Origin of the sequence: Clostridium sulfidigenes (assembly GCF_000732635.1) — a bacterium.
GTDB lineage: Bacteria > Bacillota > Clostridia > Clostridiales > Clostridiaceae > Clostridium_J > Clostridium_J sulfidigenes.
In genome coordinates, this window is record NZ_JPMD01000041.1 from 1 (window position 1) to 24,620 (window position 24,620).

At 29.2% G+C, this 24,620-nt stretch carries 22 protein-coding genes and 1 other annotated feature; of the genes, 4 read left to right on the forward strand and 18 right to left on the reverse strand.

Translation table 11 applies throughout. From position 1 onward, the window contains the following. Positions 1–333: 333 nt before the first annotated feature. The 7 genes from IO99_RS15465 to asnS all read right to left on the reverse strand — a co-directional run bounded on the left by IO99_RS15465 (position 334) and on the right by asnS (position 6,552). A complete protein-coding gene (locus tag IO99_RS15465) occupies positions 334–1,758 on the reverse strand; it encodes a hypothetical protein (RefSeq protein ID WP_035135056.1) in 1,425 nt (474 codons plus the stop codon). Further along, positions 1,751–2,290, reverse strand: a complete 540-nt coding sequence (locus IO99_RS15470) for an RNA polymerase sigma factor (protein ID WP_035135057.1) — start codon at positions 2,288–2,290, stop codon at positions 1,751–1,753. The genes IO99_RS15465 and IO99_RS15470 overlap by 8 nt, the downstream gene beginning before the upstream one ends. A gap of 230 nt (positions 2,291–2,520) precedes the next feature. Then, entirely contained in the window at positions 2,521–2,694 is a 174-nt protein-coding gene (locus IO99_RS18805; RefSeq protein ID WP_084178207.1) for a nucleotidyltransferase substrate binding protein, read from the reverse strand. A 96-nt stretch (positions 2,695–2,790) separates the two neighbouring features. Beyond that, on the reverse strand, positions 2,791–3,876 hold the full coding sequence (gene tnpB / locus IO99_RS15480; RefSeq protein ID WP_035135059.1) for an IS200/IS605 family element RNA-guided endonuclease TnpB: 1,086 nt from the start codon (positions 3,874–3,876) through the stop codon (positions 2,791–2,793). A 9-nt stretch (positions 3,877–3,885) separates the two neighbouring features. Beyond that, a complete protein-coding gene (tnpA, locus tag IO99_RS15485) occupies positions 3,886–4,284 on the reverse strand; it encodes an IS200/IS605 family transposase (RefSeq protein WP_035135061.1) in 399 nt (132 codons plus the stop codon). 116 nt (positions 4,285–4,400) lie between these two features. Further along, on the reverse strand, positions 4,401–4,697 hold the full coding sequence (locus IO99_RS15490) for a nucleotidyltransferase domain-containing protein (RefSeq protein ID WP_035135063.1): 297 nt from the start codon (positions 4,695–4,697) through the stop codon (positions 4,401–4,403). Between the two features lie 463 nt (positions 4,698–5,160). Further along, entirely contained in the window at positions 5,161–6,552 is a 1,392-nt protein-coding gene (asnS, locus tag IO99_RS15495) for an asparagine--tRNA ligase (RefSeq protein WP_035135065.1), read from the reverse strand. Between the two features lie 91 nt (positions 6,553–6,643). Continuing rightward, positions 6,644–6,888: a binding site (T-box leader), on the reverse strand. A 193-nt stretch (positions 6,889–7,081) separates the two neighbouring features. Between asnS and IO99_RS15500 the strand changes: the two genes are divergently transcribed. Further along, positions 7,082–7,564, forward strand: a complete 483-nt coding sequence (locus IO99_RS15500; protein ID WP_035135067.1) for a DUF1648 domain-containing protein — start codon at positions 7,082–7,084, stop codon at positions 7,562–7,564. Between the two features lie 91 nt (positions 7,565–7,655). Here IO99_RS15500 and IO99_RS15505 read toward each other — a convergent pair whose 3' ends face one another. From IO99_RS15505 to IO99_RS15535, 7 genes are all read right to left on the reverse strand, one after another. Then, complete coding sequence (locus IO99_RS15505; RefSeq protein WP_035135110.1) at positions 7,656–8,792, reverse strand: DHHW family protein; 1,137 nt, start codon at positions 8,790–8,792, stop codon at positions 7,656–7,658. Between the two features lie 19 nt (positions 8,793–8,811). After that, positions 8,812–10,218: an MBOAT family O-acyltransferase gene (locus IO99_RS15510; protein WP_035135069.1), complete on the reverse strand. Its 1,407-nt coding sequence runs from the start codon at positions 10,216–10,218 to the stop codon at positions 8,812–8,814. Positions 10,219–10,246: 28 nt separating this feature from the next. Beyond that, entirely contained in the window at positions 10,247–10,720 is a 474-nt protein-coding gene (locus IO99_RS15515; protein WP_051824213.1) for a DUF4358 domain-containing protein, read from the reverse strand. 9 nt (positions 10,721–10,729) lie between these two features. After that, positions 10,730–11,518 carry a GDSL-type esterase/lipase family protein gene (locus IO99_RS15520; protein WP_035135071.1) on the reverse strand — a complete coding sequence of 263 codons (789 nt, stop codon included), beginning with the start codon at positions 11,516–11,518 and terminating at the stop codon, positions 10,730–10,732. A 195-nt stretch (positions 11,519–11,713) separates the two neighbouring features. Further along, positions 11,714–12,241, reverse strand: a complete 528-nt coding sequence (locus IO99_RS15525; protein ID WP_035135073.1) for a QueT transporter family protein — start codon at positions 12,239–12,241, stop codon at positions 11,714–11,716. A gap of 501 nt (positions 12,242–12,742) precedes the next feature. Then, a complete protein-coding gene (locus IO99_RS18515) occupies positions 12,743–14,725 on the reverse strand; it encodes a cell wall-binding repeat-containing protein (RefSeq protein ID WP_051824214.1) in 1,983 nt (660 codons plus the stop codon). Positions 14,726–14,976: 251 nt separating this feature from the next. Beyond that, positions 14,977–15,423: a hypothetical protein gene (locus tag IO99_RS15535; protein ID WP_035135075.1), complete on the reverse strand. Its 447-nt coding sequence runs from the start codon at positions 15,421–15,423 to the stop codon at positions 14,977–14,979. A gap of 272 nt (positions 15,424–15,695) precedes the next feature. Between IO99_RS15535 and IO99_RS15540 the strand changes: the two genes are divergently transcribed. After that, a complete protein-coding gene (locus IO99_RS15540; protein ID WP_035135077.1) occupies positions 15,696–17,321 on the forward strand; it encodes a Na/Pi cotransporter family protein in 1,626 nt (541 codons plus the stop codon). Positions 17,322–17,551: 230 nt separating this feature from the next. Next, complete coding sequence (locus IO99_RS15545) at positions 17,552–19,177, forward strand: Na/Pi cotransporter family protein (RefSeq protein ID WP_035135116.1); 1,626 nt, start codon at positions 17,552–17,554, stop codon at positions 19,175–19,177. Positions 19,178–19,328: 151 nt separating this feature from the next. Here the strand turns inward: IO99_RS15545 and IO99_RS15550 are convergent, their stop codons facing one another. Both IO99_RS15550 and IO99_RS15555 read right to left on the reverse strand, forming a co-directional pair. Continuing rightward, positions 19,329–20,180, reverse strand: a complete 852-nt coding sequence (locus IO99_RS15550; protein ID WP_035135079.1) for a YjjW family glycine radical enzyme activase — start codon at positions 20,178–20,180, stop codon at positions 19,329–19,331. A 147-nt stretch (positions 20,181–20,327) separates the two neighbouring features. Continuing rightward, positions 20,328–21,827, reverse strand: a complete 1,500-nt coding sequence (locus tag IO99_RS15555; RefSeq protein ID WP_035135081.1) for a YjjI family glycine radical enzyme — start codon at positions 21,825–21,827, stop codon at positions 20,328–20,330. Between the two features lie 358 nt (positions 21,828–22,185). Between IO99_RS15555 and IO99_RS15560 the strand changes: the two genes are divergently transcribed. Next, positions 22,186–22,680: a metallophosphoesterase family protein gene (locus IO99_RS15560; RefSeq protein WP_084178209.1), complete on the forward strand. Its 495-nt coding sequence runs from the start codon at positions 22,186–22,188 to the stop codon at positions 22,678–22,680. Positions 22,681–22,785: 105 nt separating this feature from the next. Here the strand turns inward: IO99_RS15560 and IO99_RS15565 are convergent, their stop codons facing one another. Continuing rightward, on the reverse strand, positions 22,786–23,766 hold the full coding sequence (locus tag IO99_RS15565) for a biotin--[acetyl-CoA-carboxylase] ligase (protein ID WP_035135083.1): 981 nt from the start codon (positions 23,764–23,766) through the stop codon (positions 22,786–22,788). A gap of 25 nt (positions 23,767–23,791) precedes the next feature. Further along, positions 23,792–24,457, reverse strand: coding sequence for an HDIG domain-containing metalloprotein (locus tag IO99_RS15570; RefSeq protein WP_035135084.1), 666 nt, complete (start codon positions 24,455–24,457; stop codon positions 23,792–23,794). Positions 24,458–24,620 lie beyond the last annotated feature (163 nt).

The following is a 24,620-nucleotide window of genomic DNA, read 5'->3' on the forward strand; positions in this document are numbered from 1 at the left end:
TAATTATGAATAAATATCCACTTAATATATTGAATATATCATGAATTTTGTGAAATTTCAATAAAGTTTACCGTTTAATTTGTTTATTTATTCATTTATTTTGTATTTTTATGTATTTTTATGTATTTTTATATTTCTATTTACATTAATTAGTTGTAAGTTTTTTTAATATGAGATAATTGTTAACTTTATAACTCTTATTTAAGTTATTTTTAACAATAAAAAGCCTCAGAAACTGTTGATAAATCTATTTATTCTATCAATGACTCTATTATATTATTAATGTAAAAAAGGTCTATCTCAAAAAATATTTTGAGATAGACCTTTAAATTTTTATTTAGTTACTTTAATATAGCTTTCACCAGGCTTACGAGCGTCTATAATAGTGAAACGATGGGTGTTAAATGAAATATAAGCATCATCTATATGGTCTTCATCTACTGCATATGCTAAATGAATTTCCTTAGTTTCCTTTCCATCAAAATCACAGAATCGGAACCCCTTCCTTTCATAACCAGACTTGTCAAAGTAAAATGGACAATTTTCAATTTGAAGAGCATTTTTACTACCACCATATTCCATATTCTCTTCAAGTGTATCATTGGCATTTTTCTTTAAAAATATTATACGTGGTGCAAAATATATCTCTTTAATATCTTTTTCAGAAGGATTCGTCATAGTTAAAGTTACATAAATAAATTTCATTCCTACCATTTCAGTTTCTCTGTTCATTTTATTATTTTCCCACCACTCAGAATTAATTCTTTCATAATCTTTTAAAGTTCCATCTTCATTTATAAATTCAAGATATTCATTATAATCAGAGAACTTACTTTTATCTAATGCAGGTAATTTGTCCATAACTTCTATACTATTTACAGTATAGTTTAAGCCTGATGCTGAATCTATAAGATCATTTTTTTCTTCCCCAATGTTGAATATGTTGTTATCTGTAATTTTAGGATTCTTAGTTTCAATTGTTTCAATATAATTATCTTTATTGTCTACTATATCATTAGCCTCAAGCTCTACAAATTCTCCAGGAATCTCTTCACATTTAATATTTTCTGCTACTTTTTTAAGTTCTTCTAAAGAAGTATTGTCAGCACCATAAATTGTAACGACATATCCATCCTTTTCATAAAACATATTGATAATATGGTTATACTCCAGTCCTTCTCTTGTGAGAATTTGCGCCTTTACGCCACCAAGGGTAGTTTCTTCTACATCACTTACGTAAATTTGCTCAAAATGCGTTGTATATACAGGTGGACAAATAGATATTCCCCCTACACTATGGTCACCATTGGGATGATATTTTCCAAGAGCATTTGCAGTCTCTATATATCCTTCTGGAATATACCCAGGAATCACCTTCATTGCAGGTACTTTAGTAGGAGCAGCTTCTGTTTGAATATCACAAGTAAGTGTTCCTGTTTCTTCATTCTTACTTGTTGTAACTAAATAATGTTTAACTGCACCATAGGCTGTTGCAGATATTGCTAATGTAGCCGTAATAGCTGCAATAAGTACTATTATCTTTTTCTTCATAATTTTTTTCCCCTTTTTATTAATACTCTGAATAGAGTCTGTATTATTATCCCTTTGAATAAAATCTTGATTTTCAATGATGTTAACTTTTTTATTTTTATATTTTCGAGAAAATTCATGAGGCTCAATAGTGCGTTTTAACTCTTCTACAGCATTTTCTTGCCCTAAAAGATACATCAATTTATCAAGATCTGGTTTATTATCCATACAATTCATCTCCTATCATTTCTTTTACCATCTTTCTAGCACGTTCATATCTTTTTGCTGCAACATCTTCACTAATGTGTAGTAATGATGATATTTCTCTATAGCTAAGTTCATAAAAGCAACGATACTGAATTATCTCACGATATTTTGATGGTAATTTAGAAAGTAATTGTGTAATCATATGTCTATCTTCTACTGTTTTTACAGAAGGAACCCCCTTTTGGTTTTCACTTGTCACTTTTTCCTCTACCTCTTTAGTGAATAACTGAGTTTCTTTCCTATTTCTACGATATAAATCAATGGATATGTTTTTTATTGTATATACAACCAATCTCTTAGTTTTTAAACTTTCTACCCCATGAATAGTCGAGATATATGGAATTAGCTTTATAAATGCATCTTGAACTGCATCCTCAGCTTGTTCTACATTATTTAAAATTGAGTATGCAATACCATACATCTTATTTTCATATACATCATAGAGCTGTGCTAGCATATTATTTTTGAAATTTTCATCCGATGAAATCTCCACCTAATCACTCCTTGCTGTTTAAGAGTCCTCTTACTAAACATAACGAATGAGAACTTACAATTCTGACATTTTTATCTTAAATTCAAAATAATTACTACTTATATAATAATATAGGTTACTTTTAATAAATTCCACCATTGTAATTAAGTTTTAAAGTAGAAATTTAAGATAGAATTTTACACATAAAAAAAGAGCATTTATACCAAAATACTCTTTTTAATATTAATCTATTATAGTAACTTCTCCAAATTCTCCACTAATTCACCTATTGCATTAACATAATCCTTTATTATTCTATCTGCAACTTCATTTGCTAAATTTTCATTATAAATATGAGAAGTGGAATTTCTATCTTCTAATAAATTAATCCAAACTTTATCATCGGATAGTGAACTACACCCCACTTACTTCGTTGAAGTGGGGACTTCGTGGTCAATACTACTACTGTAGCAAGTTTACCCACGCTCAAAAGGTCGAACCAACCTCGCTTATTACCAAAATTATATAGCTAATTTCAGTAGATTTTTACTTGCATTTATATCCCTGTCATGGTGTACTCCACAATTAGGACATATCCATTCTCTAAGTGCTAGATTTTTTACTTCTTCATTTTTATATCCACATTCAGAACATAGCTGACTACTAGCATAATTGGAAGGTGCTATAATTATTTTTCTACCATACCAACTAGCTTTATATTCTAACATTCGTCTAAATTCTGACCAACTAGCTTCACTTATTGCTTTAGCTAATTTATGATTTTGTTGCATATTCTTTACTTTTAAGTCCTCAATTACTATAGATTGGTTTTCTCTAATTAGTTTAATTGATAACTTATGCAAGAAATCCGCCCTTTGGTCTGCTATCCTTTGATGTAGTTTAGCAACTTTCACTCTAGCTTTATTTCTGTTATTACTACCTTTTTGCTTGCGTGATAAGTCTTTTTGAAGTTTAGCTAGTCTTTTTTCAGATTTTCTAAGATGTTTTGGATTAGGTTCCCTGTATCCATCTGAACATATTACAAATTCCTTTAGTCCAACATCAACACCTATTTTTTTATCTACTTTAGGCAATATAAAATTTTCTGTATCAACTAAAATTGATATATAATATCTGCCGCTTCGTGTTTTAGATATAGTGCAACTTTTTATTAATCCTTTGAATTCTCTATGTTGTTTCATTTTTATCACTGATTTTAATTTAGGTATCTTTACATATCCATTTTCTACAGACACAGTTCCGTTTTGATTATTTGTCGTATAACTATTAGTATTGGTTTTCTTTTTGAACTTAGGAAATCCAACTGATTTATCTCTAAAGAAATTCTTATATGCTTTATCTAAATTTAGTTGTGCATTAGCTAGTGCTAAACTATCAACCTCTTTAAGCCACTCAAACTCTTTTTTATATTGTGCAGGTGTAGGATACTTAATTTGCTTAACATCTAAATCTTTGTTTTCCTCATAAGACTTAATTCTATCAGCCAACATCTTATTATAGATAAATCTAGTACAACCAAAAGTTTTTGCTAAATATAATTTTTGTTCTTCATTAGGATAAATCCTATATTTATAAGCTTTTAACATATCCTCACTTCATTTCATTCCTTGATTTTCTATATACTTTTTAACTATATCTATAGGAGCACCACCAGTTGTTATAAGGCAATAGCTTCTACTCCAAAAATATTCTTTCCATAACTGATTTTTTATTTTCGGAAATTCTTTTTTTATAAGTCTACTACTGGCACTTTTATACGCATTAATAAATTTTGATATATCTGTATTGGGTGAACCTCTAAATAATAAATGTACATGGTCTAAATCATGATTCCATTCTTCTAAAACAATATTATATTTAGGACATATATACTCGAATATTTCTTTTAATCTATTTGATATTTGGTCATCTATAACGTTCCTTCTGTATTTTATAACTAATACCAAATGATAATTTAACAAGAATACTGAATGGTTATTATTGTCTAATTGCATTGATAACACTACCTTTCAGTTAATGTAACTGATTATAGTTTATTATATTTGTTGCCTATCGGCAAGTGCTATCCATCTCCCACCTATAGAGGATGGGAGAATTTCGCACAATTAGGTTAAACTCTATACTTCTCATATAAGGTTACCCCTTCCCTTTCTACTTGCTCTATAAATAGCTCATCATCTATTCTTCTCATATTTGAAAAATCAAACTCTAATAAAGTTGGACTGGTATTTTCTATTTCTTCTATGAACTCAAATATATCACAATCAGCATATACAGCCAAATCTATATCACTTTTTAGTTCATTATCACCCCTAGCTCTTGAGCCAAAAAGTACCACCTTGTTTATACCTTTATATTTTTTTGATATAGATATAATTGAATCTACTATTTCTCCATCTAAATTCAAAAAATCACCCCTTATATTATATAAAACCTATAATGTTATATGATTTATTTTACCATTTTAAAAAGATTTTATAATATCATGTCCTAAATTAATCATTATCATTTTATCATAAACATAATCATTTAAATACTTTTATCTATTCTTCATAAAACTTAGGTGAAGCCTTTGAATCTTTAATTAACTCTAACTTAACATGCTTTCAGTTTCTTTTAATATGTAATAAAATCCTTGAAACCCCCATGGCGCCTACAACTAGTTAAATAGTTAAATAGTTTTATTGTTAAATATAAAGCTAGTTTCCTATAAAAATATTAATATAGTTATAATTTTACATAGTTAAGATTGTAACTTTAAATTTCTTTATAAATTAGACTGTGCTATTAAATTAGTTTATATATGCTTAAACGCAAAAGAGGGCAAAACTTTCGTTTTACCCTCATATTTATTCTATTAAATTTTCATCTTAGAACTCTGCAGTTCCTGTAGTTCTTGGGAATGGTATTACGTCTCTGATGTTGCTCATTCCAGTTACGTACATTATCATTCTTTCGAAGCCTAGACCAAATCCAGCGTGTTTTGTGCCACCGAATTTTCTTAATTCTAGGTACCACCAGTAGTCCTCTGGGTTTAATCCTAATTCGTTGATTCTGTCTACAAGAAGATCGTATCTTTCTTCTCTTTGGCTTCCTCCGATGATTTCTCCTATACCAGGAACTAATAAGTCCATAGCTGCTACAGTTTTGTTATCATCGTTCATTCTCATGTAGAAAGCTTTGATTTCCTTTGGATAGTCAGTAACGAATACTGGTCTTTTGTATACTTCCTCAGTAAGATATCTCTCATGCTCTGTTTGAAGGTCACAACCCCATTCTACTGGGTACTGGAACTCTTTATCCGCTTTCTTTAATAATTCTACAGCTTCTGTATAAGTTACATGACCAAAGTCAGAAGTTGCTACGTGTTTTAATCTTTCAAGTAATCCCTTATCTACAAAGCTGTTGAAGAATTCCATTTCTTCTGGAGCATTTTCAAGAACATAGTTTATGATATACTTTATCATATCTTCTGCCAATGTCATGTCATCCTTAAGATCTGCAAAAGCTATCTCTGGCTCTACCATCCAGAACTCTGCCGCATGTCTTGCAGTGTTAGAGTTTTCAGCTCTGAAGGTTGGTCCAAAAGTATAAACATTTCTAAATGCAAGAGCATATGCTTCTGCTGCAAGCTGACCACTAACTGTAAGGTTTGTTTCCTTACCAAAGAAGTCATTTTTATAATCTATTTTCTTATCCTCAGTCATTGGAATGTTCTCAAGATCCATAGTTGTAACTCTGAACATTTCTCCTGCACCTTCACAGTCACTTCCTGTAATTATTGGAGTGTGAGTATAGACAAATCCTCTTTCATTGAAGAAGCTATGAATTGCATAAGCAACTAAAGAACGTACTCTAAATACTGCTGAAAAAGCATTACTTCTAGGTCTTAAGTGAGCTATAGTTCTTAAATATTCAAAGGTGTGTCTCTTCTTTTGAAGTGGATAATCATTACTTGATTCACCTTCTACTATTATTTTTGTAGCTTTAATTTCAAAAGGTTGCTTACTTCCTGGAGTTAACACAAGCTTTCCTTCAACTATTATAGATGAGCTAATACTTAACTTTTCTATATCTTTAAAGTTATCAAGGCTATCCTCGAATACAACTTGAAGGTTTTTAAAGAAGCTACCATCATTAACTTCTATAAAACCAAAAGCTTTAGAACTTCTTAAAGTTCTAATCCATCCTGAAATACAAACATCTTGGTCTGCGTATTTTTCACTTTCTCTGTAAAGACTTTTTACTAAGACTGTTTCCATAATAAAATCCTCCTTTTATAATTTGATTATTGCCTGTTGAGGTAATATGATTCTATTTTAAGACAATAAAAAAACCTTTCCTTCCCTAAAAAACAGGGACGAAAGGATACATTCCGCGGTACCACCCAAATTATCATATTGATCAACTCAACAAGTACAAAGATCTCTCTTGATACTCTTCTCTTTTAACGGTGAGATTCCGTCTAAGTCTACTCTCCTAAGATTTCGGTTAGAAACTCCGAGATGTTCTTCAATAAGAGCTTCATATTGACCTTCCACCATCGTCAACTCGCTTTAACTACTTCTCATATCTACTCTTCTCATCACAGTCTTTATTTTCATCTATTAACTAGTATTTTCAAGTTTATATTATTTATTCAAAACACTTGTTATCTATTATTATATGTGCATGATTTTAGAATGTCAACTATTGGTGAAAAATTTTGTATTTGTTATAATCTAACATTTGGTATAATATTATATTATAGCTTAATATCTATTAATTTTTTATATGTTTGGAGGATATTCTATGAAAGAGAAAGTCCCTTTTACTAAATTTCAAAAATTCCTTGAAACTCTAGCTCTATTAATCTTACTAGGATCAATAATCTATCTAATATTCATTTGGAGCACCCTTCCTGATACTATCCCATCTCACTATAATGCTAAAGGAGTTGTTACCAACTGGAGTGGGAAAGGTATGCTACTTATAATGCCTATAATTTCAATAATTTTATATACAGGACTTACAACCATAACACTGTTTCCCAATATATGGAATGCACCTGTAGAAATCACAGAAAAAAATCAGAATTTTGTATATACTAATCTAAAAACTATGCTGATAGTTTTAAAATTAATCTTAGTTTCTGATTTTTCTTATATGACAATATGTTCAGCAACTAAAAGTTCTTTAAGTGTTTTATTTACACCTATAGTTTTAATTGCTGTATTTGGTACACTTGCCTTTTTTATCACTAGAATAATTAAAGGAAGCAAAAAACTTGAATAATATACTTAGAATATATACAAAATCTTAATTAAATAAAGGAGCCTAGATATTAATATATCTAAGCTCCTATTTATTATTAATTACGTTATTATTAATTAAGATTTAATATAGAATCGTCAGAATTAAAGGTATTTGCATTGTATAAGAATAACATATCTGTTATATCCTTCGACTCAATTAACTCTTCCATATTATCCATGTAATACCTAAGATCTACCACGTCTATCTCTCCATAGTGGGAAATTAGAAAAGGTAGAAAACTATTGGCATAGGAATCTTTAACTACTAATAACTTCTTCTTTGGATCTCCTAAGGATTTAATATTAATATGTGAATGATTTCCTCCTGTAAATACTTCATACTTATCCTTTTTATCTAAATTCTCACTGCTATATAAGGTAGTTGTTCTCTTTTGCTCAGTTATATAATTAACCACCATTTCCCCATTTTCTTTAGGTATATATACATTTATACAATCTGGCTTTCCTCTCTTATCTCCTATTTTTGAAGTTAAGCTTCCATAAAAATCATTAGCAACTAACTCAACCTGAAACTCTCCCTCTTTTTTAGGCTCTAGCCCCAAACTCTTACAAAATTCCACATAGGCAAGATAAGCCCCTTTGCTAGTCCAGTGATGGTCTGTCCTATAGTATAGATATTTATCCTTATTATTTATAAGTGCATTATAGGGATTAATATATTTAACATTAGAACTTAACTTTCCTTCTATGTACTTCATATATTCCAACTGATTATCCACTGGTGCGTATTTAGGTAGCTTATCCTTTAGAATCTCTGTAGCTGTTGGTATCAGCATAAAGCTTGTATTTATATTTTCATGTTTCTTTACAAATTCATTAATAGCTAAAACCTTATGGTCAGTTTCTTCTTGTGCTCTCTCTTCAAAGTCTTCAATAAGTTGATTATTCTTTCCTATAAATACATCATTACTTTCACTTTTACCCATTAGTTTATCTACCTTAGCCTTAGCATTTATAAATAAACCTCTTCCTGGAAATTGGTCTGATATATAACTCTCATAATGTTTAATATAGTCACCACTAAGAAGTGCTCCTAAAGAAAACTCTGGTCTACTAGCCAGATTTCTATTTTCTGCTTCCGAAAATGTTTTTTCTCTTCTTAATATATTACTTATAGACATTATAGCTATAAATAAGAGAAATACTACTGCCATTAGCCTTCTATTTACCTTGTTACTTTTATCCATTTCTCTCACTCTGCTTTCTTTAAAATCTAAAATATAGGAAAGGATTATAACTTTCACTAACTAAATAAACTATAGATAAAATTAATACTAACATATTCATAGCTATAACTATATATACGCCCTTTAACTTATAATTCTTTTTTATATATGCAATTAAATTTTTAATCAAAGGCGTAGAGCAAATAATTGCTATTACTATAAGTATTAGATTTGTTTTCAAAGTATATTTAGCCATATTATCCATAAATATATTTTTTCCCATTCCAAACATAAGCTTTATGTAATTTAGAGCATCATTAACCTTTGATGTATCAAAGAATACCCAGCTTATAATTACTAAAACTACAGTATACATATGAGCAATAGCATCAGGGACTTTATTAAGAATTTTTCCTAAAAATAATTTTTCAAGGAATATGAATACTCCAAAATATAGGCCCCAAATTACAAAATTCCAACTAGCTCCATGCCATAGTCCTGTGGCAAACCATACTATAAGTAAATTTCTAAATTGTACAGCCTTCCCTCTTCTATTTCCTCCTAAAGGAATATATATATAATCCCTAAACCATGAACCTAGGGATATGTGCCATCTTCTCCAAAACTCACTGATACTCTTAGACATATAGGGATGATTAAAGTTCTCCAAAAATTCAAATCCAAACATCTTTCCAAGACCTATTGCCATATCAGAGTAACCACTAAAATCAAAATATATTTGTAGTGTAAAGGCAATTATACCTATCCAAGCTGTTAATATAGATAATTCTTCAATAGGAAGCCCCTTAATAGAAGTCCAAATCATGCCTATATTGTTAGCAATAAGAACCTTTTTTCCCATACCTCCAATAAATCTTTCTACCCCTTCTCCAAATTTATCTATAGACTCACTTCTGTTATTAAGTTGATCTTCTATATCACTATATTGGACAATTGGTCCAGCTACTAGTTGCGGAAACATAGTAATGTATGCCCCAAAATTTATAATGTTTCTTTGTGCAACCACCTTTCCCATATATACGTCTGCTACATAGGATATGAGCTGGAATGTATAAAAAGATATTCCCAGTGGTAAGGGTAAATTCCTTATTTGAAGATTAACACCAAAAATTCCATTGATATTATCAATTAAAAATCCATAATACTTAAAGAAGAATAAAAAACTTAAATTTAGTACAATTACAGTAATAAATATAGCTGTTCTTTTTTCACTATCTTCCTTATTTGCCTCTATCATAAGGCCACCTATATAATCAATTAATATGGACCCTATCATTAAGAAGATATATATAGGTTCTCCCCAAGCGTAAAAAATCAAACTCATTATAAGAATTACTAGATTTTTAAATTTCCTAGGACATATATAATAAATTATTAAGGTAATTGGTAAAAACATAAATAAAAATATCAAACTACTAAAAACCAAATTAATCACTCCAATTAAAATATACTTACTACTTAAATTCTTTATTTATTGCTGCTTCTATGGTTGCCGAATCTCTTGAAATGATCAATATTAAGTACTTTCCTTTTATATCTAATACACGATTACTTATTATGTCATATTCATCGGGCCTATAGCTATTAAAACTATCGGATTGTTTTTTTATTCTTCCCTCAACTTTGACCTTTAACTGCTGTATAACTTCTTCACTTTTCCCTTTCAATACGAGAACTTCATTAGCATCCATATTACTCTTAGGTGCGTATAAAATAAAATCTTCTATTTCATTTTTACTTATGTAATATAACTTTCTTAGCTTTGAACTATCACCTATATCCATCTGTTCATCATCTATAACCTGTGAAAGATTCTTTCTTAAGCTATCCATATCTGCATCTTTAACTTTAAGAACTTGGTACAGGGCTATAAATGTAATTAATACTGTTGCTATCAATATATAATAATAATTTTTATACTTTTTCATATTTATCTCCTAATTATTTGATGTAATTCCTTGGTGTAAATAAGATAACCATTTTAAATAAAAATCATATTTTAAGTGTATACCATCTTGCTCATAGAGCTCAGCCTTATCCCTTACCAATACATCAATATTTAAATAATTAACTGCTGTTTCTTCACTTACTTCATAAACTAATTTTCTAAACTCATCTAAATTAGTATTAGTAAGCCTTCCATTAGTTTCTATAGCCCTATCCATAACTGGTAGAGGTGCTTGTATGTATATATTAGTATTAGGTAATTTTGTCTTAATATCATTTATAAATTCTAAGTAATGAGCCTTAAACTTATCTGGACCCCCAGGTCCACCTCCATCAAATTCTATTACATCATTCATTCCATATAAAAGTACTACATTCTTAGGCTGTAAAGATACAACTTTATCTATGTTTTCTTTTCCTTTAACTACAGTATCTCCCTTATTACTTATTACATTATATTGATTTACTAGCTCCATCTCCATAAGACCTTCTGTGATAGAATCTCCCATAAACACTGTATTCTCATAGAACTTATAAAAATCAACATCTTTATCTTCTACCACAACTTCAGGAGTATGATGTTTCTCTATCTTATCCTGGATTACACTTAAATCAGCCTGTTCTAAATCCTTCAAGTGCTTTCTCCCTAATAGTACTCTTTGTTTTTCATTCATATGGACCTTTTTATTCTCTATAAAGGTATGTATACCTATTGCTGCTATTATCACTACTAATATTATTCCTATAATTGTCATAATTCGAAAACTTCTTTTCTTCATGTTATCTTCCTCTTCTGTCTAATATTTATCTTCCTTAATCATTCTAATACAACAAACTTAATATTTGGTTACAAAATCCTTACGTTTCAAAAAAACTTTCCTTCACATAAAGAAACCTAAGCATAGATATACTTAGGTTTTTTCATCATTATAATAGTATATGATTCTCAAAATTTTAATACTTTTTAGGTTATCCTAGTTAAGCTTTAATATATCACTTAAATTCTCATTTTTAATAATAAATTTAAATACTAAAACTCCTATAATTGAAACTACTACAAATTCTCCTATGGCAACTTGTAATACAGAAAGCCAAAATGGTAGATTTATCATGTAGTAAAGTTCTGCTCCTATAATTAAAGCATTCGAAATAGTTGCCCATAAAGATGCTATAAATAGTACAAGTGTTTTATTATAGCCTTCTTTTTTAGTTAAAACCTTCTTAGTTTGCCAAATTAAAACTAGAGCTATTAAACTAGCTAAGCTTCCAAATATCATATCTACTATTGCCATAGGGCTAAGTAGAAAATTTGAAATGGCACATCCTATAGTTAAGGCTGGAATATATAGTGGGTCTATAAATGCCAAAAGTACCATTACCTCTGATAATCTAAATTGAATATTTCCAAAGGCAAAGGGTGCGATAACAGCAGTAACCGCTACATAAGTAGCTATAATTAGAGCCATCTTTAATAATTTTTTAGTATTGTTGCTAGTATTCATAAATATAATACCCTCCTCATTTTTTAATAGTGTAAGCTCTTAGCCTTACTAGATTCATATATTGCCCTATTTAACCCCATACAAACCTACTAATAAAATAATGAGTCTAGCTATGTCACCTCACTAGCTCCGCACCTATCTTTAACTCAGCATTTTCTTTATCTAAAAAATACCACCCCATATTTATTGGTGATTAAATTATATACTCCTATAATATATATTTATATATATTATAGAAAAAATAAAGGCCGTCATCCAAATGACAGCCTTGTAATCCTTGTACATAAATAAAGCTCTACCTTTTTATGATGAGCTAATTAAAAGATTTCAATGCCGTAGTTTTATTTAAAGACAGGAGGCTTACGAACTGTCACTCTTATTTTGTTCAATCTCATTATATAATGTAAAGTGTTGAATTTCAAGTGTTTCAGAGATTTTCAGAAGATTAATTTTATTATTTATTCTCATGTAATATTGATATTTTCTATTTACATATTATCTTTAATTTAATTCTGTAATATCTTTTTCTTCTGCTAAACCAATTCTCCATTGTCCCGATTTACTCCTTGCGGAATAATAAAGCAAATATCTATTTTTCAATCTTACTAAGCTTGATTTATATAGAGTACCGTTATCAAAAGACTCTTCACCTTCTGAAGGATTGAATAAATTTTTCATTGGTAAAAAATTGACTCCATCTTTTGACACAGCATAATACAAGCCTTGATTTCCCACTTCATTATTATTATAGCCGTTAATAACTATCTCATATCCTAAATCTGTTTTTATTAAATCATGATGCCATAGATGAAATGTAGATAGCTTGTCTTGAAATTTACATACCTGAATATCCTTAAAGTTTTTAAAATCATTAGTTTCAGTATAATATAAATCACTACTATAGTTAGAAAACCATATTTTATATACACCTTTATCATAAATTATAATTGGTGACACATAGTCATATTTTTTATTAAAGGTATCGGGGGCTAGAACTAATTCTTTATCACTCCACCTTATGCCATCCTTACTTTTCATTACATAAACCATATTAGTACAATTATCTGTATTTTTATTATTACTACAAGGTGGATTATATCTAAAATACACTTCTAATATATCATCCACTAAACAAATATTTATATCAGAGTAATGACCTCCATTTGCAACATCTTTAGGAATATCTAAAGGATTTTTAGAGCCTTTTAAATAATTAAAATTACTTCCATCATTACTTACTAATATTTGTGGATTTTCATAGTCATCATTCCCATTAGGGTAAGGTGTTAGTCCCATCAAATACTTATATCCATTCCAACCATTTTGGGTATATAAAACATCTGGATGAACTGCTTGATTACTTCCATCATAAGTTGGAGTTACTAAAGGACTTTTAGCATTAGTATAAAATTTACCCCAAGATGGTACAATTAATAAATCCTCGCTAACAGCTCTTTCATTCCCTACAGCAATAACATGATTTATATAATTTCCCTTTTCAATCATAAATTCTTCCATAGGTTTATTTAACATTTTTGAACCAACATCAATTAAAGGCATATTGAGAACACCACTTGCTGCACATGCTGATATAAATTCCGATGGGTTATTACTTGAAGCCATCATAATTTCACCATAATGATATAAACTTATATTCTTAGTCATTAACTTTAAATCTACATTTTTAAAATAATTAGGTATATCTATTTTTTTCATCTTAAGATTAGAAAATGTCCTATATAAAGTATCCTCATTTCCTGCAAAATATATAGTTGAATTATTTTTACTTCTTAGAAATTTATATGTTGACAAATAATTATCTGATATTATTACTGGTGTCTCATTCATTATTCCAATGTATGATAATAACATTACTTCTTTAAGATTATCACCTTTTGAAAGAATATATGTATTATTACCTTTAAATTCTTCTGCAATTCTGATGCTAAGATTAGTACTATTCTTTTCTTGAAATCTATTTACTTCTAATCCCTTTTCTACAAGTTCATTTTCTATATTCTTAGTAATTGAATTTTCTTCTCCAATTATAATTATTTTAGTTGATTGTAATCTACTAATCTCATTCTTTACTAAATCACTCAACACTTCTCCTTCATTTAAAAGGATTGGTGCATTATACTTTTTACTTAGTGATAAGGATAAACATCCTTCCATAAAATTTTTATTATTTATTATAATCGACATATCAGAACTTTTCCATATTTTTTGACACATACTTATAGCTGTTTTTTCAGGATTTTCTTCAGTAAATCGACTTACTTCTAACATGTCTTTATGATTTGCTAAATTCACACTATTACTATTTGCCATAGTGCTAATAGCCTGTTCATTATTTTTAGACCAATTGTTTAACAACTTAAAAAAATAAACTCCTATAATTACAATACATATACTCACTATTGGTATTATAAATCGTATAATCCTCTTTTTAATAAATTTTCTACGCCTTTTACTTTTTCTCATATTAATACTCCATTTACCTTATTTTTATATTTAATATATTATTTAACAAAAATTATATATTAAGTAATATCAACTATTTAATTATACATGGTAAGTAGGTGTGAAATATTACATTAACATTACAATTTTTGAATATATAACCTTTTATTATGGTAAATAAGTGACTAGTATATAATTGTGAACACAAAAAAGCCAAGAATTAAATTCTCAGCTTTTTCTCCTCTAAAATATCCTTTATAATTTTTATATGATTAATTAAGTCTTTTTCCAATTTCTTCGAGGCAAGCTTTTGCTTTATTCATTATTGGAATTAACTTACCCTTTTTATCTTCTTTAATTTTACTAATACTTTTATCTAAATCTTCATACTTTCTTTCAATAATTCGTTTTGTAATGTCTGGATACTCCTTTAGCAGCTCTATATCACTTTCATTTATATTATCATACATAACCATGTCATTTATGGCATCTGCCACTCTATTATATATATTTATTTTAATTAAGGTTGGTGAATCATCCTTTGCACGATCAAACTCCTTTTTCCTAACAAACCATGGTTCAGGAATATCTTTTTCAAGGTTATCAGCTTCACTTTCAAAAATAACTAGATTTTTAATGCACTCTCTATGTTCGATGACATCAAAATATCCTAAATATTCAGTCTTTTTAACTCTTTTTATTATTTCTTTAAATTCCATAAGCCCACTTCCTTTCTTATATTATATAATTCTAGGCTTCTTTAAACATTCCTTCTATATTATATACATTATTTTTCACTAAAATACACAAAATAAGTTTATCAACTTTTTGAAGAATATATACTTTGTTAAGTTTAAGTTAATTTTAATTTAATTATTGTTAAATTAAAGAGTTTTATATTACTATTAAGTTAGTTTTATTGTATCTTTAATATTGTGTTTTTAAAATCAATATTTTTTAAGTATATAATTATTTACTGGAGGGTTACCATATGGAATCATTGTTTTTAATTATTAACCTTTTAGGAGGTCTTGGAATTTTCCTATTTGGTATGAAAATCATGGGGGACGGTCTTGAAAACCTAGCCGGTGAAAAATTAAAGGGTATTTTTGATAAAATTACCTCTAATCCACTTAAGGGTGTGGCAACAGGTGCTATAGTTACTGCTATAATTCAAAGTAGTAGTGCGGTAACTGTTATGGTCGTTGGATTTGTTAATGCAGGTATTATGAACTTATCTCAAGCAGCTTATGTAATTATGGGTGCTAACATTGGAACAACTATAACAGCTCAATTAATTACCTTTGATTTTGATGCTATAATTCCTGTGTTTATTGCAATAGGGGCGTTTTTAGTACTATTTACTAAAAAGAAAAATCCTAAAGAATTAGGTCATATTATTTTAGGATTTGGTATTTTATTTTTAGGTCTTATTTTAATGTCTGATGCCATGTCTCCTCTTAGAGAGTCACCAGTATTCACAAAACTTATTTTAAGTCTAAAGGGACATGTATTATTAAGCCTTTTCTTGGGAATAGGAATGACTGCTATAATTCAAAGTTCCTCTGCAGTTACTGGAATTTTAGTTGCTTTAGCTTCTGTTGGAAGTCTTCCAATTGATGTAGCTATACCAATGTTATATGGAACTAATATTGGTACTTGTGTTACTGCTCTAATATCCTGTTTAGGAACTAGTAAGACTGCTAAGAAGGCAGCACTAATTCACTTATTCTTTAATGTAATAGGTAGTATAATATTCCTAGTTCCGCCAGTTTCTAAATTACTGTTAACTACCGTAACAACTCTTACCCCTGGTGTAGCTGGAGGAGTTGTGGCAAAACAAATTGCTAATGCCCATACAATGTTTAATGTAGTTAACACTATATTAATATTACCATTTACAAAATACTTAGTAGCTTTAGTTAATTTCATACTCCCAGGAGAAGATGAAAAAGAAGTTGATGGAGTTAAGTATATAGATGACAGACTCTTAGAAACTCCAACTATAGCCTTTGGTCAAGTTACTAATGAGATTATTAGAATGGGTACTTTAGCTAAAGAAAATATAGAAACTGCTTTAAAGGGTTTTACTGACAATAATGAAGATTCAATAAACAAAGTATATAAAAATGAAGCTTTAATAAATCTATTAGAAACAGATATAACTAGATATCTAGTTAAACTATCTAATTCTGATATTGGAGATGAGCAAAGAACTACTATAGCTGCATATTTCCATGTAGTTAATGATATAGAACGTATCGGAGACCATGCAGAAAATATTGCTGACTTAGCTAAAGATAAACTTTCTAAGAATGTTAAATTTTCTAAAGATGCCATTGAAGAACTTAAAGTAATGGTGAATATTTGCATAGAAGCATTAGACCACAGTATAGAATGTTTCTCTGACTATAGTGATAAAAAGGCTTTAGATGTACGCGGCTTAGAAGAAAAGATTGATTTATTAGAAAAAAATTTAAAAGTATCTCACATTAAAAGATTAAATAGCGGTTCATGTGATGCCATTGTAGGTACTATATTCTTAGATCTTATTAGTAACCTTGAACGAGTAGGCGACCATGCTGTTAATATCGCCGAAATACTTTCACAGGCCTAACAAAAAAATATTCTCACAAAAGCTATAATTTAAAGATTGAAAATCTTTAAATTATAGCTTTTTCTATTATAGTGTATTTACCTACATATGTTAAGTTCAAGTTAATTTTTCTTTATGCTATGTTAAATAGCAAAAAATTCTATTAACATTATGGTTTTTATATTGTATTTTAATTATAGGTATTATTAATATAATTTATAAAATTTAGAAACCTATGGAGGTTAATTATGTTGAAAACGTTAACTTTGCTTATTAATCTTTTTGGAGGAATTGGATTATTTCTTTATGGTATGAAAATTATGGGAGATGGTCTTGAAAATCTAGCTGGAGAAAAACTAAAGAGTATTTTTGATAAAATTACTTCAAATCCACTTAAAGGAGTATTAACTGGAACTGTAGTTACAGGAATAATTCAGAGTAGTAGTGCTGTTACAGTTATGATAGTTGGATTTGTAAATGCAGGTCTCATGAATTTATTCCAAGCTACCTATGTAATTATGGGAGCCAACATTGGAACAACAGTTACTGCCCAGCTCATAACCTTTGACTTTAGTGCAATTACACCAGTATTTATTGCCGGTGGTGCTATTTTAGTACTATTTAGTAAAAATAAAAAACTTAATGAAGGTGGCAGTATAGCCCTTGGCTTTGGTGTTCTTTTTCTAGGTCTTACTTTAATGTCTGATGCCATGACACCATTAAGAGATTCTCAAATATTTACACAACTTATATTAAGCTTAAAAGGTAAAACAATTTTAGGCCTTTTATTAGGACTATGCATAACAGCAGTAATTCAAAGTTCTTCTGCTGTTACTGGAATTCTTGTAGCTTTAGCTTCTGTTGGAAGTCTTCCAGTTGATGTTGCTATACCTATTCTTTATGGCACAAACATCGGTACTTGCGTAACTGCCTTACTTTCCTGTGTTGGAACTTCAAGAACAGCTAAGAAAGCAGCTTTAATTCACTTACTATTTAATGTTATTGGTAGTATTATATTCATAATTCCACCAATTTCAAACCTATTATTAACTACTGTAACAACCCTTACTCCAGGAGTTAGTGGTGAAGTGGTAGCTAAACAAATTGCTAATGCCCATACAGTGTTTAATGTAATAAATACTATTTTACTTTTACCTTTCACTAAATACTTAGTAGATCTAGTTAATCTTATATTACCTGGTGAAAATGAAGAAGAAATTGTTGAAGTAAAATATATAGATGATAGATTATTAGAAACCCCTACAATAGCTTTTGGACAATGTACAAATGAGATTGTCCGAATGGGAAGTTTAGCAAAAGAAAACCTAGAAACAGCCTTAAAAGGATTTAATGAAGGTAATCTAGATGTTATAAATACAGTATATAAAAATGAATCCATAATAAATATTCTTGAAACTGATATAACCCGATATTTAGTTAAACTATCCAATTCTGATATAGGCGATGAACAAAGAGCAATTTTAGCTTCTTACTTTCATGTAGTAAATGACATAGAACGTATAGGTGATCATGCTGAAAATATTGCAGATTGGGCTATGGAAAAAGCTTCAAAAAATATTGATTTATCAAGTGCTGCTATGGACGAACTTAATCTAATGTCCAAATTATGTATAAGCTCATTGGAGTATAGCCTAGATTGCTTTTCTCACTATACTATAGAAAAAGCTATGTCTGTTAGATCTATAGAAGGCGAAATAGATTCCTTAGAAAAGAGCTTAAAATCTTCTCATATTAGAAGATTAAACACTGGCATATGCAGTGCTACAGTAGGTGCTATGTTCTTAGATATTATTAGTAACCTTGAAAGAATTGGCGATCATGCTGTTAACATCGCTGAAATTCTTTCAGAACTATAATATCTCCCTAAAATAAATTTATAAACATTTTTAAAGCTACAATTCAATTAATTTGAATTGTAGCTTTACCCTTTATCGTAATAGGTTAATTATTATATTAAACATTTTACTCGTAAAATCAAGAGAGTTTTGCCCTCTATAAATCTTGTTACTAAACTATGATTGTATTTATGCATCCATTAGCTCTAGCTATGGATTCTAATTCCTTCATATAATCATTAGTAGGTACTGTAGTCTCAAGTAATTCCTTTCTTACTCCCATAGGTCTATATTTAATAAGCTTATATTGAATATTAGGATTAATTTCAGCTAATAGCTTACTTCCCATGTCTACAGTATAATTATTATTAAGAACTTCTGGTACTACTACTGTTCTAATTTCATATATCTTATCAAGTTTTCCAAGCTCTCTTATGTTTTTTATTACTGTTTCATTAGTGAGACCTGTAAGTATCTTATTTTCTTCTGGATGAAAAGCTTTTAAATCTATCATAGTTTTATCTGTTACTTCTAATAGTTCTTTATCCATATATATAGGTGTGGACCCATTAGTGTCTATAAAAGTTGTTAAACCAAGACTCTTTACTTTTGTAAATAGCTCCTTTAGGAAATCCCTTTGAAGAGTACATTCTCCTCCTGAAACCGTTATTCCTGATATAAAAAACTTTACCTTTTCAATTTTCTTCATTAGTTCTGAGGCAGTTATTTTTGTTATCTTAGGACTACTATTTTTCTTACAAGTAGCAATACAAGCATCACAGTTAACGCATTTATCAATATCATACTGAACCTTACCATCTACCATTGATAGAGCTTCATATTCACAGACTGGCACACATTCACCACAATTGACACATCTATTTATAGTTTCTGGATTATGACAATAAAGACAATTATAATTACATCCTTGAAGAAATATGGCCATTCTATTGCCTTCTCCATCTACATTACTAAAAGGTATTATTTTATTAACATAACCTATAGTTTCTTGCTTATCATTCATACTTCTTCCCCCAGTGCTCATATATTTTCATTTCCTGATAACATAGAACCGCTCCAATACTATAAGCTTTTGCTACAATTGTATCGAAGCGGCCTTTATTATAAAAATCCTTTTAATCCTATGACTAACAACTCTAATGTAAGAATTCTATTTATCAGAACTTCTTAATTTTCTTTCAAGGATCTTGGAGTTTTTAACTGCTCCATATCCAAGGGCTACTGTATCTTGAAGTACTTGCTCTCCCCTATCTAAAGCTTCTATATCTGAACGCTTAACAAGATATCCTGTAATTCTTATAACGTCACAATCATCACAGTATAGGGAGAAATATCTCATATTTAGTGCAAAGGCACCTTTGATTATATCTAAAATTGACTTTGGATTCTTCTTAGCCATTTCATCAAATTTAAATATATCACCAATTCCAGATGGGAAGTATTTGTGGAATACTGCACTTTGAATCAAGTGTTCTGGTAATGATGGCTCTTCTCCTATTGGAATTCTACATCCTGGACTTGTTTCAGTATCAGAATCAATTCCAACTTGAGAATGAAGTAGATAATGATTATCTGTAACTTCACAATATTTATTTTCATGGGCATTAACCATATTATACATTTTATTTATAATAGTTTCACCTAGCTTGTTAGCTCTTTCACCATATCCAAATCTATCTTTTTCATCTGTTGCTCCTAGAAGTGTATTTACACATTCTGCAAGGCCAACTAATCCAAACATAGCAGTAAATCTATCTCTTGATAATAAACCTTCTCTTACAAGGAAACTTGACTCAAAGAAATTACTTTCTTCTACTATGAATTTAACTCTCTTATCCATATAATCAAGCATTGCTTCTACAGCATCTGGTAATACAGTGTTTAAAAAGTGTTCTTCATTATACGCCATCTTAGCTAGTTTTGAAAGTAACATTCTCACTAATGTATAACTTCCACCACCAAGGTTAAGTCCATTATAGCAACTTACTATTCCATACTTTTCTCCTAGTTCTGAGCTAAACATTTCATGGTTAGCAAAGCTTGGCTTAGCGCAAGTAAGAGCTGTTTTTATTGCTTCAACTGCAAATTCTTCACTAGTTTCCTTTGAGTATTTTAAGGTTATATTAGGAGTAGCATTTTGAAGTTCTCTCTCTACTTCTAGAATTATTCTTCCTGCTTTAGTATCCTTAGGTCCAATATTAGCATGACAGAATGAATCAGTTATGGTTCTGTCTATATGCTTTAAGAAAAATTTAATTGCTTTATATGCTTCTTTTTCATCTTCAATATATGGATCTAAAAGAATATCAATATTACCTACATATACTGGGAAAGATGTAACTGATGGTACATGCTTATATAGAATAAGTAAATTATTTACTGCATCCCATATATCCTCTGGAGGAGTTAGGCTTAAAAACTTACTTCCATTTTTCATAAACTTTTCATAGTCAGGTACAATGTATCTAGGTCTATAGGGTGCGTTACCTTCATTAAGGTCACATATTACACCTGCATTTTCATACATTTTTGTTTTGTCAGATTTATTTAATACATCTAAACTATTTTCTGACTCCCTAGCTAAATTTAAAACTTTCATTTCATAAGTTAAAGTCTTGTCCTTAATAATATTCATTATACTATCTTTCATTTTATCACTCCTATGACATTTTGAAATTAAGTAAATATTATTATGTTATTCCTGCTTAACTATATACATAAACTAAATATAATTAAGCCATACTTTATTACAATAATGCAATGTTTATAATAAATTTATCTTAATTATAGTATACCCGAATTTAAGAGTTTTTTCTACTATTTAATGAATAATAATTATTGATTACATTAACTTTTTAAGTAACATTTTAATTTTATCAGTATTTTCAACTTGTGTTACTTTTTTAAGTAAAGTTTCAATTAACTGTTTAAATATAAACTACACAAATAAAATTTTATGCTTATACTAATAATGTATATATATTTTTTAAGTGGAGGTGAAGCTTAAAATGAAAATCGGAATTATTTCTGATACTCACATGAATAAACATTTTTCAAGGCTAAAACATATACTAGATGATAAGTTAAAAGATGTAGATTTAATAATTCATGCAGGAGATTATACCTCCCCTGAAGTAATATCTATGATTAAGGAAAAATCAAAATTTATAGGTGTTTATGGAAATAATGATAAATCGAATTTAAGAAGTTTAGTTCCTGAAAAACACATATTGACTTTAGAAGGTTATAAAATTGGTATTTGTCATGGGGATGGTACCAAAAAGCAAACTATAGATAATGTGGTTGATACTTTTAAGAAGGATAAGCTTGATATAATAATATATGGTCATAGCCATAAACCTTGTATTTTTACTAAAGGAAAAACAATGTATTTAAATCCTGGATCGTCTACTAGCAAAAGAAAAGAACCTTGGTTTTCTTATATAATTTTAGAGCTTAATAAAAATTGTCCCATATCAGCTTCAGTAAACTTTTTTAAATAGCTAAAAAATTCATTATTCCATAGAGTAAAAGGATTGAGCCTATAAAATAGACTTCAATCCTTTTAATTTAAATTAAAATAAATAATTTACATTATGTTTTTAAATTTAAATATATCCATAGATTCCTCTTACAGATACTTCTCCTGATATTACTCTATTAATAGTACCATCTTTATGTTTTACTATTAATTCTCCTTCATCATCAATATCTATTACTGTACATATGACTTCATTATTTCCATTAATTACTCTTACCTCTTTATTTATAAGTAATGAGCCTTCTCTACAAATTTCTATAACTCTACTTATATCTCCTGTATTTTTAAAGTCTTCGTAAAACATTTCAAAATTATTCAATATATTAGCTACAAGTTTTTTTCTATCAACTTCATTTCCTAATTCGTTTTTAAGGGATGTGGCTTTTTCCTTTAACTCATCTGGAAATGATTCCATATTAACATTTATACCAATTCCCATGATGACATAATTTACTCTTTCTATTTCTGCATTCATCTCAGTTAATATGCCACATATCTTTTTGCCATTAATGACTATATCGTTAGGCCACTTTATTCCTACAGAAATGCCCATCTCCTTTAGAGCAGTATAAACTGCTGCTGCACCAATTAAAGTAGCTCTAGGTGCTACCATAGGAGATATATTTGGTTTTAATACTATGGACATCCATATTCCTGTTCCTTTAGGTGAAATCCAACTTCTACCCAATCTCCCCTTCCCACTAGTTTGTTCCTCTGCAGCAACTACCATTCCTTCTATAGGATTATTACTACACTCTCTTCTGCACTGAACATTAGTAGAGTCTACTTCATCAAAATGAATGAAGTTTCTCCCTATATACTTAGTTGTAAGAAGAGGTAAAATCTCTTCACCATCTATAATATCCGGAGTACTTACCAGTTTATACCCTCTATTAGAAATTGATTCTATAACGTATCCTGCTTCCTTTAAGCTTTTTATATGCTTCCATATTCCAGCCCTAGTAATTCCTAATTCCTCACTAAGTCTTTCCCCTGAAATATATTCATCCTTACTTTTTCTAAGTATATTCAATATCTTCTTCTTCATTAAATACTTACCTTCCTAAGCTCTCTTATTTCTCAGGCAAATTATATGTCTCTGCCATTCTTTTTCTCTTATCAATATAATTTTGGCATCTTTCTAAGAAAATTTCAATATTTCTCTCTTCTTTTCTTACTTCCTCTTCCGTCTTTGGCCCTCTCCCTAATCTATCACATATTCCAAGAAGTCCTATATCCTCAATGTATCCACTTTTAACAACTCTATTAAGATCTGCAAACTCATTATTTTTTACTACGAAAAGAATCTGCATATGAAGTCTAACTAGATTTACTACATAATCATAAAATCCTTTATCTTCATGAAGTTTTAAGTGGGTTAAAAATTCTTCTGCCATTCTTGCTCCAACTTTATCATGGTCATAGGCAGTGAGGTAGCCTCTTCTTAACTTTGTAGTAGTTAACTTACCTATATCATGTAAAAATGCTGCCCACATAAATCCCTTTGGCTCTTTGCTTCTATCTCTTCTTTTAGCTGCTTCGTCTATAACCATCATAGTGTGAATCCAAACATTGCCTTCTGGGTGATGTTTAGGATTTTGCTCCACATTTTTTAACTTTAAAACCATGTTATAGGGATATATATCTGGATAACCATTACTTTCTACTAAGTTATTAAAATATATGGACGGCTTCTCATCTTCTAAAAGGTGCTTTGTAAATTCTTCAAAATAATTCATTTAACTTTTCTCCCTTCTTATCATACCTATATAATTAATATTATTTACATATATAATATTTCCTATTAATATAATAGGTCATGAAATTTTTTCTTATGCTGTTATACACAATATATTTTTATTAGCATTATATTGTAACCAATTATTTAAATTCAGTTAAATA

Excerpts from the sequence above, each read along its gene's own strand:
- IO99_RS15465 (WP_035135056.1), bottom strand. The coding sequence starts at position 1,758 with ATGGATAATAAACCAGATCTTGATAAATTGATGTATCTTTTAGGGCAA.
- tnpB (WP_035135059.1), bottom strand. The coding sequence starts at position 3,876 with ATGTTAAAAGCTTATAAATATAGGATTTATCCTAATGAAGAACAAAAA.
- tnpA (WP_035135061.1), bottom strand. The coding sequence starts at position 4,284 with ATGCAATTAGACAATAATAACCATTCAGTATTCTTGTTAAATTATCAT.
- asnS (WP_035135065.1), bottom strand. The coding sequence starts at position 6,552 with ATGGAAACAGTCTTAGTAAAAAGTCTTTACAGAGAAAGTGAAAAATAC.
- IO99_RS15500 (WP_035135067.1), top strand. The coding sequence starts at position 7,082 with ATGAAAGAGAAAGTCCCTTTTACTAAATTTCAAAAATTCCTTGAAACT.
- IO99_RS15505 (WP_035135110.1), bottom strand. The coding sequence starts at position 8,792 with ATGGATAAAAGTAACAAGGTAAATAGAAGGCTAATGGCAGTAGTATTT.
- IO99_RS15515 (WP_051824213.1), bottom strand. The coding sequence starts at position 10,720 with ATGAAAAAGTATAAAAATTATTATTATATATTGATAGCAACAGTATTA.
- IO99_RS15520 (WP_035135071.1), bottom strand. The coding sequence starts at position 11,518 with ATGAAGAAAAGAAGTTTTCGAATTATGACAATTATAGGAATAATATTA.
- IO99_RS15525 (WP_035135073.1), bottom strand. The coding sequence starts at position 12,241 with ATGAATACTAGCAACAATACTAAAAAATTATTAAAGATGGCTCTAATT.
- IO99_RS18515 (WP_051824214.1), bottom strand. The coding sequence starts at position 14,725 with ATGAGAAAAAGTAAAAGGCGTAGAAAATTTATTAAAAAGAGGATTATA.
- IO99_RS15535 (WP_035135075.1), bottom strand. The coding sequence starts at position 15,423 with ATGGAATTTAAAGAAATAATAAAAAGAGTTAAAAAGACTGAATATTTA.
- IO99_RS15540 (WP_035135077.1), top strand. The coding sequence starts at position 15,696 with ATGGAATCATTGTTTTTAATTATTAACCTTTTAGGAGGTCTTGGAATT.
- IO99_RS15550 (WP_035135079.1), bottom strand. The coding sequence starts at position 20,180 with ATGAATGATAAGCAAGAAACTATAGGTTATGTTAATAAAATAATACCT.
- IO99_RS15555 (WP_035135081.1), bottom strand. The coding sequence starts at position 21,827 with ATGAAAGATAGTATAATGAATATTATTAAGGACAAGACTTTAACTTAT.
- IO99_RS15560 (WP_084178209.1), top strand. The coding sequence starts at position 22,186 with ATGAAAATCGGAATTATTTCTGATACTCACATGAATAAACATTTTTCA.
- IO99_RS15565 (WP_035135083.1), bottom strand. The coding sequence starts at position 23,766 with ATGAAGAAGAAGATATTGAATATACTTAGAAAAAGTAAGGATGAATAT.
- IO99_RS15570 (WP_035135084.1), bottom strand. The coding sequence starts at position 24,457 with ATGAATTATTTTGAAGAATTTACAAAGCACCTTTTAGAAGATGAGAAG.